This window comes from Nocardia sp. NPDC050793 (assembly GCF_040654065.1).
In the GTDB taxonomy this organism is placed as follows: Bacteria; Actinomycetota; Actinomycetes; order Mycobacteriales; family Mycobacteriaceae; genus Nocardia.
Map to the genome: position 1 here is coordinate 4,985 of NZ_JBFAHG010000011.1, position 14,727 is coordinate 19,711.

15 protein-coding genes are annotated in these 14,727 nt (G+C 69.3%); 8 read left to right on the plus strand and 7 right to left on the minus strand.

The features are described from left to right. The first annotated feature begins 176 nt into the window (after positions 1-176). The 4 genes from AB0H50_RS29470 to yidC all read left to right on the plus strand — a co-directional run bounded on the left by AB0H50_RS29470 (position 177) and on the right by yidC (position 3,253). Positions 177-890, plus strand: coding sequence for a hypothetical protein (locus AB0H50_RS29470; RefSeq protein WP_357458915.1), 714 nt, complete (start codon positions 177-179; stop codon positions 888-890). A gap of 196 nt (positions 891-1,086) precedes the next feature. After that, on the plus strand, positions 1,087-1,902 hold the full coding sequence (locus AB0H50_RS29475) for a helix-turn-helix transcriptional regulator (RefSeq protein ID WP_357458918.1): 816 nt from the start codon (positions 1,087-1,089) through the stop codon (positions 1,900-1,902). Positions 1,903-1,936: 34 nt separating this feature from the next. Next, positions 1,937-2,230: a DUF6412 domain-containing protein gene (locus AB0H50_RS29480; RefSeq protein ID WP_357458921.1), complete on the plus strand. Its 294-nt coding sequence runs from the start codon at positions 1,937-1,939 to the stop codon at positions 2,228-2,230. Between the two features lie 102 nt (positions 2,231-2,332). Continuing rightward, on the plus strand, positions 2,333-3,253 hold the full coding sequence (yidC, locus tag AB0H50_RS29485; protein ID WP_357458924.1) for a membrane protein insertase YidC: 921 nt from the start codon (positions 2,333-2,335) through the stop codon (positions 3,251-3,253). A gap of 17 nt (positions 3,254-3,270) precedes the next feature. Here yidC and AB0H50_RS29490 read toward each other — a convergent pair whose 3' ends face one another. Continuing rightward, complete coding sequence (locus AB0H50_RS29490; protein WP_357458926.1) at positions 3,271-3,651, minus strand: nitroreductase family deazaflavin-dependent oxidoreductase; 381 nt, start codon at positions 3,649-3,651, stop codon at positions 3,271-3,273. Between the two features lie 90 nt (positions 3,652-3,741). On the opposite strand from AB0H50_RS29490, the gene AB0H50_RS29495 reads away from it, so the two are divergent. Continuing rightward, entirely contained in the window at positions 3,742-4,251 is a 510-nt protein-coding gene (locus AB0H50_RS29495; RefSeq protein ID WP_357459364.1) for an NUDIX domain-containing protein, read from the plus strand. Between the two features lie 201 nt (positions 4,252-4,452). Here AB0H50_RS29495 and AB0H50_RS29500 read toward each other — a convergent pair whose 3' ends face one another. From AB0H50_RS29500 to AB0H50_RS29510, 3 genes are all read right to left on the minus strand, one after another. Beyond that, entirely contained in the window at positions 4,453-5,133 is a 681-nt protein-coding gene (locus AB0H50_RS29500) for a TIGR00266 family protein (RefSeq protein ID WP_357458928.1), read from the minus strand. Positions 5,134-5,210: 77 nt separating this feature from the next. Continuing rightward, positions 5,211-5,579, minus strand: coding sequence for an arsenate reductase family protein (locus AB0H50_RS29505; protein ID WP_357458929.1), 369 nt, complete (start codon positions 5,577-5,579; stop codon positions 5,211-5,213). Between the two features lie 22 nt (positions 5,580-5,601). Further along, positions 5,602-7,155 (minus strand): glycosyltransferase family 39 protein, encoded by a 1,554-nt coding sequence (locus AB0H50_RS29510; protein ID WP_357458932.1) that lies wholly within the window; start codon positions 7,153-7,155, stop codon positions 5,602-5,604. A gap of 132 nt (positions 7,156-7,287) precedes the next feature. On the opposite strand from AB0H50_RS29510, the gene AB0H50_RS29515 reads away from it, so the two are divergent. Beyond that, a complete protein-coding gene (locus tag AB0H50_RS29515; RefSeq protein WP_357458934.1) occupies positions 7,288-7,791 on the plus strand; it encodes a hypothetical protein in 504 nt (167 codons plus the stop codon). A 6-nt stretch (positions 7,792-7,797) separates the two neighbouring features. On the opposite strand, the gene AB0H50_RS29520 is transcribed toward AB0H50_RS29515, so the two are convergent. Beyond that, a complete protein-coding gene (locus AB0H50_RS29520) occupies positions 7,798-8,676 on the minus strand; it encodes a bile acid:sodium symporter family protein (RefSeq protein ID WP_357458936.1) in 879 nt (292 codons plus the stop codon). Between the two features lie 95 nt (positions 8,677-8,771). Next, positions 8,772-9,899, minus strand: a complete 1,128-nt coding sequence (locus AB0H50_RS29525) for a helix-turn-helix domain-containing protein (RefSeq protein ID WP_357458937.1) — start codon at positions 9,897-9,899, stop codon at positions 8,772-8,774. 141 nt (positions 9,900-10,040) lie between these two features. On the opposite strand from AB0H50_RS29525, the gene AB0H50_RS29530 reads away from it, so the two are divergent. Further along, positions 10,041-11,585 carry a long-chain fatty acid--CoA ligase gene (locus AB0H50_RS29530; RefSeq protein ID WP_357458940.1) on the plus strand — a complete coding sequence of 515 codons (1,545 nt, stop codon included), beginning with the start codon at positions 10,041-10,043 and terminating at the stop codon, positions 11,583-11,585. 572 nt (positions 11,586-12,157) lie between these two features. Here the strand turns inward: AB0H50_RS29530 and arc are convergent. After that, complete coding sequence (gene arc / locus AB0H50_RS29535) at positions 12,158-13,918, minus strand: proteasome ATPase (RefSeq protein WP_357458943.1); 1,761 nt, start codon at positions 13,916-13,918, stop codon at positions 12,158-12,160. 180 nt (positions 13,919-14,098) lie between these two features. On the opposite strand from arc, the gene AB0H50_RS29540 reads away from it, so the two are divergent. Continuing rightward, positions 14,099-14,632 (plus strand): hypothetical protein, encoded by a 534-nt coding sequence (locus tag AB0H50_RS29540; RefSeq protein WP_357458946.1) that lies wholly within the window; start codon positions 14,099-14,101, stop codon positions 14,630-14,632. The last annotated feature ends 95 nt before the right edge of the window (positions 14,633-14,727 follow it).

Sequence of the window (14,727 nt, forward strand, 5' to 3'; positions counted from 1 at the left end):
CGCTACCGGGGGGGGGGTGCGAGCCGCGCGCCCAACCCCCCCGGCCCCCCCCGCCCCCCCCCCACCCCCCCGCCCGGGGCCGCAAACCACTCGCCCCGGCCTGCGCCGCCCCCCCCCCCAGCCCCGTCCCATGCTGAAACGAAACCTTTCCGCACCAACGACGAGGGGAAGCGTCCATGAAGGCCGCGGTGCGCCGCGTGTGGCTGGCGTTCAATGTGCCGCTGGAAGGCCGGGTGCCCTGGATGTACCTGGATTCCGAGGGTTTCGTGAGCACCGGTGTCGGCAACAAACTCGACGACACCACACGGGTGCGCGCCGCACCGACTCCGGCCGAGCGGGCCGCCTCGCTCATCGCGGCACGCAGATTGCCATGGCGCCGCCCCGACGGCTCGGCCGCCACCGGCGCGGAGATCAACGCGGCCTGGGACGCGGTGAAGAACCGGATGGACCTCGTGGCGGGCGGCAATCGCGCGTTCGCGGATGTCACCGCGCTTCGGTTGACCGACGAGGACATCGACCGCACCGTCTTCGCCCGGCTCGACGAGTTGGAGACCTTGCTGCGCGGCCGCATGGTGCGACACGGCAGCGGCGCGGTGGTCATGCCGTTCGCCGCCTTCGATTCCTGGCCCGCCGACGCGCAACTCGCCGTGCTCAGCATGTGCTGGGCGATGGGTCCGCGATTCAGCTTCCCCACCTTCCAGGACGCCGCCTTCGCCCGCGACTGGCTGCGCTGCGCGGCCGCCTGCCGGGTCAATCCCGAGATCGGCACCGTGATCCGGCGCAACGATCGCGATCAGGAGTTGTTCCGCAACGCTTTTCGTGTCGAAGAGGAGAACCTCGATCCGGAGGTCCTGCTGTTCCGCCTTCCCGAACTACCGTCGGGCAGGTGAGTTTCGCCGAGCGCTATCCGCTGCCGCACACCCCGCCCGCTGGGACGGGGCGGCCTCGACGTCCGCTTCCCCACCGACCGATCGTGGGTGAATTCCTGGCTCACCTGACCGAAACGCTCACCGCCGCGGGGCGACCCGGATAGTCTCGGCGGTGGGTCCGAAACCCGGACCCTTGCGTCACTGCCGGGAGCGTCCGATGGAGAAGGCTCTGGTCACCGACGGGGTGTCCGCGACATCCTCGAGCCCGGGCGGCGCCCGCATGCCCGACGAATCCCCCCGGCGGGCAACGGCTTTACTGCGGCCCGGGATTCTCGCTTTCGGCGGCGCGATCCGCCCCACCGCATTGCACGCCCACCACACCGTCCAGGTGCTCGCCGCGCACACGCCGATCACGGTGATGGACGCGGGCGGGGTACGGCATCGCGGCACCAGGATCATCGTGCCCGCCGACGCGCCGCACCGGATCGAGACCGCCGCCGAGGGCGCCGCGCTCTACCTCGATCCCGACACCGCGGCAGGCGCCACCGCCGATCGGCGAGCGCACGCGGGCGGCTGGGCCGACGACCAGCAGGTCATGCCCGCGACGCTGGCCACCGCGCCGATCGCCGAGCAGGTGGCCGCGATCGTGCGCGAATTGCGCTGCGCGCCAACGGACGCCAACGGCTCGCACCGGCACGGCGCGGTGACCGAGGCGCTGCGGCTGCTGCCGAGTCTGGTGCCGGACCATTCGATGCGCGGCGCCGACGTGGCCAAGCGGGTCGGGCTCTCCCCCGCCCGGCTCTCGCACCTGTTCGCCGAACAGGTCGGGATGCCGTTGCGCCCGTATATCCTGTGGCTGCGGCTGCGCTTGGCGGTCAACCGGTTCCGCTCCGGCGACGACGTCGCCGCCGCCGCGCACGCTTCGGGTTTCGATGACAGCACCCAGCTCACCCGCACCTGCCGCCGCACCTTCGGGCTGACGCCCGCCGCGCTGCATCGCGCCGAACTATGGGATCTCGGCGACGGAGCGTGACAGCGCGCCGCCCGCACCCGGTACGCTCGATCCCATGTTCTCGCGGGTACAGCTGACGGCGTTCGCGGTCTTCGCGTGCCTGGCGCCCGCGCTCGCGCTCCTGGCCGCGCCCCTGCCCGAGCACGCGTCGCTGGCCGCGCTCGGTGTGCTCGCCGCCGCGGTGTTCGCGATGGTGGCGCTGCACGGCGCCGCGGTCGCACCGCTGGTCGTCGCCCGCGGCGGACCGCAGGCGGCGCAGCGCCGCAGGCGCGGTTCCTATCTGCGACAGAGCAATCCCGATACGGCGGGCCGTCCACGGCCGCGAGCACCGGGACTGGTCACGGGCTGATCGACGGCCCGCGCCGCGGCGCGGGTGTGGTCGGCCCGCGCCGTGACCATCTCCCGTTCGCGTGCGTGTGCGCGCACGTCTCACCGAATCAGGTGTCCCCCCATGCTCGATATCGTCTATTACCCTGTGTCCGCCGTGCTCTGGCTCTGGCACACCGTCTTCGCCGCGCTGCTCGGATCCACCAGCGGGCTGGCCTGGGTGCTCGCGGTGGTGTTCCTCGTCGCCACGCTCCGCGCCGCCATGTATCCGCTGTTCCTCGAACAGGTCCGCACTCAGGCCGTCGTCCGGCGGCTGCGACCCGAGACCGAGGCGCTGCGCAAGCGCTACCCCGACGACAAGCAACGACAGGCCGTCGAGATCCAGAAGCTGCACCGGGAGAATGGTGCCGGCGTGCTGGCAGGCTGCCTGCCGATGCTCGGCCAGGGGCTGGTGTTCTTGGCGCTGTTCCACGTGCTGCGCTCGTTCGACCGCACCGGAACGCTCGGCCATCTGCCCTTCCAGGCCACGCCGACGCCGATGACGCCCGAACAGAACGCGCAGACCCCGAACTACGTCTTCGACGCCGCCGACGTCCAGTCGTTCCTGAGCGCCAAACTGTTCGGCGCGCCGCTGTCGGCCACGCTGACCGGTCAGCCGAGCGCGGCGATCGCCGCGGTGGCCGGCACGCTGATGCTGGTGGCGGCCATCGCGACGCATTTCACCGCGCGCGCCGCGATCGCCCGCCAGGACCCAGCCGCGGCGCAGCTGCCGATGCTGAACACGATGACGCTCTGGGTCTTTCCGGCGGGCGCTCTCATCGGCGGCGCGCTGCTTCCGGTGGCGATCCTGCTGTACTTCGTGTCGAACAACGCCTGGACGCTGGCCCAGCAACACTTCGTGCACCGCCGCGTGGACGCCGAGGCCAGCGCCGCGGAGGCAGCGGCGGCCGTGGCGCGGCAGCACACTGTGCCGAAGCCAGGGATGAAACCGCAGCCGGGGGTGAAGCCGCAGCCGGGCGCGAAATCCCGGCGTGGCCGCCGGTAACGCGCCGGGGCACACCGTCAGGCAGCAGGTGTGGCCCGCAGATAGTGCTTGGCGCCGATGCCCCACAGCACCTGGCGCACGCCGAGCGGGGCCCAGCCCGCCGAGCGATCCTCCAGCACCACCGGATCCCGCAGTGTGACGGTGTGGCCTTTGGCATCCAGCTCGAAAACGCCGGCGGCGAGGACGTTCTTGACCCATTCCGACTCACGGCCGTAGGTCAGTGCGATGCGGTAGACCCCATCGTCTTCGAACACCCACACCGGTGTCCGGTAGGCGCGGCCGGATCGCCGTCCTTTGTGCCGCACCACCGCGAAGGGCGGCACCGTACCCGCGACCAGTCCCGCCACCGGGTTGGTCACGTGCCGGTTGAACCTCGCCACTATGCGCGGAAGCACCATCGGACGGTCCTCTCTCCAGGTGGAGTGCGCTGCCCAGGTTACCCTCGAGCGGTGTCTGCGCAGCCGAACTTCGACGGTCATTCCGGCGAGATGATCGCGGTATACGACCGGCGGGGCCGCGAGGTCGGCGCGGCCGATCGCGCCGAGGTCTACCGCGAGGGTCTGTGGCACGCCAGTTCCGGGGTGCTGGTGCGTTCGAGGGATGGCGAGCGGGTCTACGTGCACCGTCGCACCGACACGAAGATGGTGTTCGCGGGGATGCACGACTGCCTCGCGGGCGGTGTCGTCGCGCCCGGCGAGGATCCGGCGCGGACCGCGATCCGGGAGCTGGCCGAAGAGCTCGGCATCGTGCTCACCGAGGACGCGACGCCGCCGCTGCCGATGGCCAGCGCGTCCTGGGACGGGGAATGGGAGGGCAGGCCGATGCGCTGCCACCTGTTCGCCTACGAGCTGCGGTACGACGGCCCCATCCGTCATCAGCCCGAGGAGATCGCCGACGGCTGGTGGTGGACCGACGCGGAACTGCGCGCCCACCTCGCCGACCCGGATTGGCCGTTCGTCCCGGACACCCGGGTGCTGGTCGGCGATCTCCTGGCCTGAACCGGCTACGCCGCGCTGCCGCTGCCGAGGGTCAGCATCGTCTGCAGGATGTTGGCGAAGACTTCGAGCAGTTCCATGAAAGGCAATCCTTCGAGTAGTTCATCAAGTGGAGCGCCCAACATCACCGACGCGGGTGTCGGGGAGGTTACCCGGAGGTGAAGGACTCTGGTCGAAGTCCTCGCTGTGTGGTGCTCGCCGCGATCAGCTCGACGAGGCGCCGGTGCTGGCCCAGGAAAGGAACGCGCCGGGGTTGCGGGTCTGCAGCAGCACCCGGCCGGGACCTACGAAGTCGAAGACGAAGCCTTCGCCGGACTTCAGCGACTGGATGGAGCGGCCGGAGACGGCACGCCGGATGGTGAAGTTCATGGCCAGGTCGTAGGCCACCACGTGCCCTGTGTCGATGGTGATCGGTTCGCCCGGCTGCAGGTCGATCACGTCGATCGCGCCGAAGACGCCGACCACGATCTCGCCGTCGCCGTACGCGCGCAAGCCGAAGCCGCCCTCGCCGCCGAACAGATTCGCGAAACCGCCCCACTTGCTCTCCACTTGCACGCCGTGCGCATTGGCGATCCAGCCGCCGCGGCTGATGAAGAACGGCCGGTCCTGGGTGATCTGCAGGTTGAGCATGTCGCCGGGCAGGGCGGGGGCGACGTCGACCCAGCCGCCCTGCGGCGGAGCGGTGAAGGTGGAGACGAAGAACGATTCTCCGGAGAGCACCGAGCGCTTGAGCCCGGCCAGGATGCCGCCCTCGGCCTTGGCCTGCAACGTGACTCCCGCCGAATGGGCGACCATGGCGCCGCTCTCGACTCGCATCGGCTCCCCGCCCGCGAGGAAGCATCGGGCGACGGTGGAGGCGGGATTGTGGCGCAACTGTACCTTCATGCCGCCGACCCTACCGCCTGCCCGCGGCGGGCTGGAATGGTCGAATTCCGGCCGGGGAGACCGGGATTCGCGGGTCGTCAGTCGAGCGAGCGCAGCGCGTCCTCGGTGCGCGCGACCACCGCGCCACCGTCCCCGGTGAGCACGATCGGACGCTGGATGAGCTGCGGGTTCTCCGCCAGCGCCGCGATCCATCGATCCCGGTCGGCGGGCGTACGGCCCCAGTCCGCCATGCCGAGTTCCTTGGCGAGCTGCTCGCCGGTGCGGGTGATGTCCCACGGTTGCGCGTCCAGCCGCCGCAGCACCTCGCGCAACTCGTCCGCGGTGGGCGGGTCGTCCAGGTAGCGGCGCACGCTGTAGGTCGCGCCCGACTCGTCCAGGTGCGCCGTCGCGGCGCGGCTCTTCGAGCACCGCGGGTTGTGCCAGATCTCGGTCTGCCCAGATGTCATGCCTCCAGATAAGCACGTCCGGCTACAGATGCATCAAGTCCGGCCAGGTCTCGGCCCACGGATGACGCACGCCGGTGCACTTCCACACGGTGACGTCCTGGGTGTTGCCGGGGAAGCCGAGCCTGCTCTCCACCTTGCCGACCGGCTCGACGCTGTCGAAGTTCCAGTGCAGGAAGCTCTCGGCCACCCCGACGGCGAGCACAGTGCTCGCCTCGTCGAGCGGCCTGCCGAAGTAGCCGTAGCCGCGGCTCGGGCTGTAGATCGGCGGCAGCTCGTCGCGGGCGAACTGATCGAGCGCGCTGGCCTGCCAATAGGTGTCGGTGACGACGACGGCGTTCGCGTGTTCGGCCGGGGCGAGTGCCGCCGCGGCCCGCGATACCGCGGCGGTCAGTTCGGGCCAGCCGAATTCGCCGTACACGCCGATGTCGATCGCAGCCTCCGCGTCGTCGGCGGCCGGTGCGATGTCGTCGGGGTGCTGCCACGGCGTCGACCACAGCACGAGCGCGACGGAACACAGGACCACCGCCGACCCGCTCCCGATGAGCAGCCTGCGCCGCGAGGGACCCAGCCGGCCCGCCAGCTCGACCAGCCCGACGGCGCCCGCGGCGAGCACCACGCCGTACATGCCCGCCATGTAGTAGATGCGTCCGCCCGTCATCAGGAAGATCGCGACGAGCAGCAGCAGCGTCGCCCCGAGAAAGCGGTGCGGGCCCAGCGAGCGGTATCGGCCCAGCGCCGGAGTGCGCAGCAGCGCCCACACGCCGTACACCAGCACCACCGCACCCAGCACGCCCGCGGTCAGGATCGCCAGCGGCACGAACATCAACCGCCCGCCGAGCACGTCCTGCTCGCCGCTGATCACCTCGCCCATGCGCAGCTGCGGCCAGCCGTTGCCCGCCTGCCAGATCAGCGTCGGCAGCGTCGCGAGCAGGACGATCGCGCCGCCGAGCCACAGCAGCGGGCGCCGCACCAGTTCGCGCGGACCGAGCGCGAGCGAGGTCACGGCGACCGCGATCCAGAAGAACGGGATCAGCCATTTCACCTGCATGTCCAGCGCCGTCACCAGCGCCGCGCACAGCAGCAGCGAGTCGCGGCGGGTGCGCACCCATCGCACGACGAGCCAGGTGATGATCACCCACAGCACGGTGTCGATCGCGTTGGTGGTGAGCATCTTGCCCTGCAACAGCAGAAACGGCGAGGTCGCGTAGGCGGCGGCCGCGAGCAGTTGCGCGCCGCGCCCGCCGCCGAACTCCCTGGCCAGCAGCGCGGTGAACGCGACGGCGAGCGTGGTCAGCGCGACCGCGGGCAGCCGGAGCACGAAGAACGAACCGGGGGCGATGGTGTCCATGAGCCGGGCCAGCATCGGAAGCACCGGGCCCTGATCGGCGTAACCGAAGGACGGGTGGCGTCCCGCGGCGAGGAAGTACAGCTCGTCGCCGAAATAGTCGTAGCGGCTCGCCGAGAACAGCAGCGCCGCAAAGGCGATGCCCGCGACTACGGCGATACCCGCGGTCGCCGCCGGAGGACGCCCATCCCCCGCGGTGTCCAGCTCTTGACGCTCAACGGTTTCGGTCACGCAGCTCCTCGACGAGTTCGGACTCGGGCCGCCTCGAATCTAGCGAGAAACGGCCGCACGCCCATCCGCCCACGGAACGAGCCGAGATCAGCCTTTCGGCGTAGCCGACTGCGGTTCACCCATACTGGAAGGATGAGCGACACCTCGAGCCCCGAAAACCCTTACGGCACACCCACTACCAACGGTCCCAGCGCGATTCCGCGCTATCAGGCCGCGGTGAACCGCGTGGTGCGTGCGCTGCTGCGCGTCCCCGGACTGTCCAGGGTGGTCGGCAAACGACTGATGACGCTGCACGTCGTCGGCCGATCCTCGGGCAAGATCTACACCGTGCCGGTCGCGTACACCCCGCACGACGGCGCGCTGCTGGTCGGAACCGCGCTGCGACCGTGGGTGAAGAACCTGCGCACCGGTACCTCGGTCACGCTGACCCGCGGCGGGGCGCCCGAACGCTTCGATCCCGTGGTGCACACCGGCGAGCAGGAGGTGATGCGGCTGTTCGAGATCATCGCGAGGGACAACAAGACCAATGCCTCGTTCAGCGGCATCGGGTTCGACGCCGACGGCTCCCCGAACAAGGCCGACATCTACCAGACCTGGCGGCAGGGCGGTGTCGTCGTGGAGCTGCGGCCGGTCTGATCCCGCTTACACCGTCGTGGTCGCCGGCTCGGGCCTGCGACGGCGCGCCAGGAGGTAGGCCGCGGCGGCGGCCGGGATGTTCATCAGCACGCCGTACACCGCACCGGGAACCGCCATCGTGTCGTTGTGCAGTACCGAGACCGCGACGGCGATGGCGATCGCGCCGTTGTGGATGCCGATCTCCATCGCCGAGGCGACGGCCTGATCGTCGTCGACTCCGAACAGCCGCGGCGCGACGTACCCGACCGTCAGGCTCAGCACGGCGAACACCAGGCACAGCGCGGCCAGCTCGCCGAGGTGTTCGGTGAGCGTCTCGAAGTTCTTCGCCACCGCCGCCGCGACCACCAGCGCGAGCACCACGATCGACAGCACCTTGACCGCGCCGCGCATCCGCCGCGCCCAGTCCGTGAACCGCCGGTGCACCCACATGCCGAGCGCGACGGGCACCAGCACGATCGCGAAGACCTGCGCGAACTTGTCCGGCCGCAACCCGATCGAGCCCTCGCCGTCCAGGAACACGGTGTAGGACAGCGCGACGACCAATGGCAGGGTGAACACCGCGAGCACCGAATTCACCGCCGTGAGTGTGATGTTCAGCGCGACGTGCCCACCGGCGATGTGGCTGAACAGGTTTGCCGACGGTCCGCCGGGCGAGGCCGCGAGCAGCATCATGCCCACCGCGAGCGCGCCCTCCACCCGGAACAGCAGGATCAGCCCCAGGCACGCGGCGGGCAACAGCACCATCTGGCAGACCAGCGCGATCGCCGCGGCCGCGGGATACCGCAGCACTCTGGCGAAGTCGTCGACGGTGAGCGTCAGCCCGAGCCCGAACATCACCAGCGCCAGTGCCAGCGGCAGAAATACGGCGAAAGCCGTTGAACCCATGCGGATCTCCTTCCGAACCGACGCCCATGAGCGGCACGGCCGGAATCGACCGTATCGGCGGAAGACCCGCGAGGAAAGCCCGCACGGCGAATGTCTCACCGTCGCGGTGGGCGCTGCGCCTTCCGGTATTGGATCGCCCACCAGACTTGCAGCGCGGTGTGCGCGACGCGGAGATCGGCGCCGGTGAGTTCTTCGAAGCGACCGAGACGGTAGCGAACGGTGTTGGGGTGCACCACAAGTCGCTCGGCGGTGGCCTCGATGCGCATGCCGGTGTCGAGATGCGCCTCGACGGTGTCGACGACAGTCCGGGCGGATTCGCCGTCGCCGAGGGCCGCAAGATAACGCCGGACCAGTTCCGCCCCCAGGTCGGTGTCGGCGGCGATGGCGGGCAGCAGGCCGACGCTGTCCAGGTCGACGGTTCCGGTGCGGCCGAAAATCTGTGCGGTGGTCAGCATGCGGCCCGCCAGGCGGAACGAGCGAGCCAGGTCTTCCAGCCGGGCCGGCGGGCCGAGGCCGACGACGCCGCACCCTCCCGGGCTTCTGGACTTTTCCACAAAGCCGGCGACGTCGCCGTCCACCGTGGTCGCGAACCCGCTCGGGGCGATGTTCCGGCCCGCGTCGCGGGATTCGTCGGCCCTGGCGCGGTACGCGCGGTACTCGAGCTCCGGGTCGACGCCGAGTTGCTGGGCGCGGATCCGCAGGTCCGCGGGGCCGAGGGTGCCGAGCAGCGCGGCCCTGGTGAACTCGGCGCGGAACTGCTCGTCGTGCCGTGCCGCGGCGATCTCGACGTCGCGGTGCCCGGCGCTGTACGGGACGACCGCCGCGTCGACGAGGTCGAGCAGCGCGGTGGTCAGCCTCAGCAATGTCCGATCGGCGGCCTGGCTCTCGCCCGCGGCCGCGGACAGTTCAGCGAGGATCTCGCGGACCGCGATGCGCCACCCGTTCTGCACGTCGGCGAGCGAAATGCCTTGGCGGGCACGAATTTCGCCGAATTCGCGGAGCGCGGCCAGATCTTCGGAGGCCAGCGGGCCGCCATCGTGCAGCGCGGCGAGCAGGCGGTCGACGATCGAGGCGGTGGACGCGGCGATGGTCGCGGCGGGCAGCGGCGCGTACGCGGACATCTCCGCCCTGGCTCGCGCCACGATGCGGTCGACGAGTTCGGGCGACCGGTGCCGCACTCGCGCCACCGCCTGGCGTTCCGCGGCGGTCGAGAGTCTGCTCATGGCGCTCGACCCTACGGCCGGGGGTTTGGAGAAATCAACAAGCCGGCGACTGATAGTTCGACACGCCCTCCATGGCGCAGATCACATCGTCGGCCGAATACTCGTCGGGACCCACCACCGCTGTTCGACGAGGAATAGACGATGTATCTGACTCAGGGCCTGCACCGCGCCGCCCAGCACAACCCCGACGGCCTGATGACCATCTGCGGCCAGCGGAAGCGGACCAACCGGGAGGTGCTCGACCGGGTGGCCCGGTTGGCGGGCGCGCTGCGCGGCCTCGGCGTCGGCGCGGGCGACCGCGTGGCGATGCTGTCGCTGAATTCCGACCGCTACCACGAGTACTTGCTGGCGGTGCCGTGGGCGGACGCCGTACTCAACCCGGTCAACATTCGCTGGAGCCCGGCCGAAATCGCCTATTCCCTGGCCGATTCCGACAGCCGGGTCCTTTTCGTGGACGACGCGTTCGCCCCCATGGTTCCGGCGCTGCGGGCGCAGTATCCAGAGCTCCGCGCCGTCGTCCACTGCGGCGACGGCCCGGTCCCCGAAGGCGCGCTCGACTACGAGCGGATCGTCGCGGACGCCGCGCCCATCCCCGACGCGCGCCGCGGCGGCGACGCGCCGGCGGGCATCTTCTACACCGGCGGCACCACCGGATTCCCCAAGGGCGTTGTGCTCAGCCACGCCAACCTGCTGACCTCCGCGCTGGGCGCCGTCGCCACCGGATACCTGATGGCTCCCGGTGCGGTCTTCCTGCACGCTGCGCCGATGTTCCACCTCGCCGACCTGGCCGGATGGCAGGGTGTGCTGACGCTGGGCGGCACCCACGTGATGATTCCCGCCTTCGATCCGGTCGCTACGCTGACCGCGATTCAAGAGCATCGCGTGAGCTCGTCGGTGCTGGTGCCGGTGATGATCCAGATGCTGGTCGACCATCCGCGTGCGGCCGAGTTCGACCTGTCCAGCGTGGAGAACATCATGTACGGCGCGTCGCCGATCTCGCAGGCGGTGCTCGAGCGCGCGATGGCCGCCTTCGGGCGGGCCGGATTCGCCCAGGCCTACGGCATGACCGAGGTCGCGCCGATCGCCACACTGCTCGGACCGCAGGACCATCTGGCCGGCCGGCTGCGCTCGGCGGGACGGGCCGCCCCGCACAGCGAGGTCAGGATCGTGGATGCCGACGGCGTCGAGGTGCCGCGCGGCACGATCGGCGAGGTGGCGGTGCGCGGCGGCCACGTGATGCTCGGCTACTGGAACAAGCCCGCCGAGACCGCGGACGCGGTGCGGGACGGCTGGATGCACACCGGCGACGGCGGCTACATGGACGAGGACGGCTACGTCTACATCGTGGACCGGATCAAGGACATGATCGTCTCCGGCGGCGAGAACGTGTATTCCGCCGAGGTGGAGAACGCCGTCGCCGCGCATCCCGCGGTCGCCGCGGTGGCGGTCATCGGCATTCCCGACGACGAATGGGGCGAGCGGGTGCACGCGGTCATCGTCTGCAAACCGGGCCTGCAGGTGACGGCGGAGGAGATCCGCGGCCACGCCAAGGAACTGATCGCCGGATACAAGGCGCCGCGCAGTATCGAGATCGTGGACGCGCTGCCGGTCTCCGGCGCCGGGAAGATCCTGAAACGCGATCTGCGGCAGAAGTATTGGGACGCCGCGGCACGACAGGTCAACTGAGCGCGGCAGGTCGGCCGATCGGGCCGGATCGGAGCGGGGCGAGGTCGGAGCGTCCACCGGGTCGCCGCCGAGCCGCTCGGGCGCCGGGTATGCGGGGTCGCGGCGAAGCCGCCGGATCCGGACAGCGTCGTGGAATCGCCGGCGTCGCGATTCCGAAATCGAAGGGCCGAGCCCCCTCGGGAGGGCTCGGCCCTTGATCAGTCGCGCGACGATGCGCTCAGCTCGCGCTGCCCGACAGCAGCTGCTGGATGGTCTTGAACAGAACTTCGGCCAGGAAATCCGACGCAGATCCGGACATGGGGTGCTCCTCATCTCGATGCGGCGCGCACGGTCGGCGCGCCGTTAATCTGAAGCATGCATGATTCAGATGTTTGCCGGAGGCGTTTTCGGTCCGCCACAATTGGTGAAGCATCGCTCTAGCACCGAGAACAGGGCCTCTAGCTGGCGTTATCTTCTCAGACAAGCGTCCAGTGGGTTGGGTCACATTCCACTCAGTGGGATGCGGGATTCGTTCGCCAGACACAGCAAAGGCCGCGCCCCCTCTCGGAGACGCGGCCCTCACACAACCCGAACTACAGGTACTGACCCGTATTCGACTCTGTATCGATCGCACGGCTGGCACTGGCGTTCTTGCCCGTGACCAAGGTGCGGATGTACACGATGCGCTCGCCCTTCTTACCCGAAATGCGGGCCCAGTCATCGGGATTCGTGGTGTTGGGCAGGTCCTCGTTCTCGGAGAACTCGTCCACGATCGAATCGTAGAGATGCTGGATGCGCAGACCCGGGTTGCCGGTATCGAGCACCGCCTTGATGGCGTACTTCTTGGAGCGGTCCACGATGTTCTGGATCATGGCGCCGGAGTTGAAGTCCTTGAAGTACAGGACTTCCTTGTCACCGTTGGCGTAGGTGACCTCCAGGAAGCGGTTGTCCTCGCTCTCGGCGTACATCCGGTCGACGACCCGTTCGATCATCGCGGCGATGCAGGCGGCCTTGTCGCCGCCGAACTCGTCGAGATCCTCGGCGTGCAACGGCAGGTGCTCGGTCAGGTACTTCGAGAAGATGTCCTGCGCCGATTCGGCGTCCGGCCGCTCGATCTTGATCTTCACGTCGAGACGACCGGGCCGCAGGATCGCGGGGTCGATCATGTCCTCGCGGTTGGAGGCGCCGATGACGATGACGTTCTCCAGGCCTTCGACACCGTCGATCTCCGAAAGCAGCTGCGGCACAACGGTGGTCTCCACATCGGAGGACACACCGGAGCCGCGGGTGCGGAAGATCGAGTCCATCTCGTCGAAGAACACGATCACCGGCGTTCCCTCGGAGGCCTTTTCCCGCGCCCGCTGGAAGATGATCCGGATGTGGCGCTCGGTCTCACCGACGAACTTGTTGAGCAGCTCGGGGCCCTTGATGTTCAGGAAGAACGACTTGGCTTCCTTCGCGTCCTCACCGCGCGCCTCGGCGATCTTCTTGGCCAGCGAGTTGGCCACCGCCTTGGCGATCAGCGTCTTACCGCAGCCGGGCGGACCGTAGAGCAGCACGCCCTTGGGCGGACGCAGCGCGTACTCGCGGAACAGATCCTTGTGCAGGAACGGCAGTTCCACCGCGTCGCGGATCTGCTCGATCTGGCGTCCGAGACCGCCGATGTCGTTGTAGTCGACATCCGGGACTTCCTCGAGCACAAGGTCTTCCACTTCGGCCTTCGGAATGCGCTCGAAGGCGAAGCCCGCCTTGGTGTCGACCAGCAGCGAATCACCGGGCCGCAGTTTGCGAATGGGCGCATCGGGATCGTCCAGATCGTCGACCTCGGCGACCTTGGCCAGCGGGCCGGCCAGCCAGACCACCCGCTCCTCGTCGGCGTGGCCGACGACCAGCGCGCGGCGACCGTCGTCGAGGATCTCGCGGAGGGTGCCGATCTCGCCGACCGAGTCGAAGGTGTTCGCCTCGACCACCGTCAGCGCCTCGTTGAGGCGGACGGTCTGGCCGTACTCGAGGGTCGCGGTGTCGATGTTCGGTGAACATGTCAACCGCATCTTGCGACCCGAAGTGAACACGTCGACCGTCTGATCGTCGTACACGCCGATCAGAACGCCGTATCCGCTCGGCGGCTGACCCAGCCGATCGACCTCCTCGCGCAACGCGACCAGTTGCTGGCGCGCCTCTTTGAGTGTGTCCATCAGCTTCGTGTTGCGAATGGTCAGCGAATCGATGCGGGCTTCCAATTCCCGTGTGCGATCCGGCGAATCGGCGAGTTGCCTTCGGAGTGCAGCCGCCTCGGCGCGTATCGCCTCGAGCTCTCTCCAGGCCGCCGAATCCGAATTCTCGATGGGGCTCATGTGCTGCTCCTCCCAGTCCCGGTCTATCAACGCTACCGGGCGCGAACCGTTCTCGCTTTCCGACATGGTTTCGTCGTGATCACATCTGTGCTGCGATCGGCGGCCGAGTATCCATGTTAGCCTGCCCTAACCCGACACGGGCGAGGACCCTCGCCACCCGAGCCGAAAGGTTGCTAGAGAATGCTCCTTCCCGCCAAGTCTCTGCGCGTTTCCGTGGCTACCGCCGCGGCCGCCCTCGCCGTTACGGTCGGGCTGACCGCCTGCGGCTCGGATGACTCCTCCGATACCGCCGCGACCAGCGCCCCGGTGGTGGCCACCACCTCGGCCGCGGCGGGCACCGGCGCGACGGGCGGGCACGACCACGCCGCGGGCGACGCCCCCAAGCCCGAGGAGCTGCAAGCCACCTTGGCACTGGTCGCCGATCCCAGCAAGCCTACGTCCGAGAAGACCGCGGTGATCGTGGATGGCCAGAAGCGCGCGGCCAACATCGACCAGATGAACCAGCTGCTCGCGGGCTACGGCCAGCTCACCTTCGCGGTCACCGACGTCAAGACCGAGGGCGAGACCGCCACCGCGCAGGTCGTCATCACCTCCCCGCACGGCTCGTCCCCCGCCATGCCGATGACCTGGCAGCACGTCGACGGCAAGTGGAAGCTCTCGGACGCCACCGCGTGCACCATGCTCGGCTTCGCCCAGGCGCCCTGCACGCCCTGATCGCGCTCGGTCGTATCTCCACCCGCGCGCCCGTGCGCGGTTTCCCCGGCTCTCGTTCGGCGAAACCTCGCGCGGGGGCGTTCGGGTGATGCGGC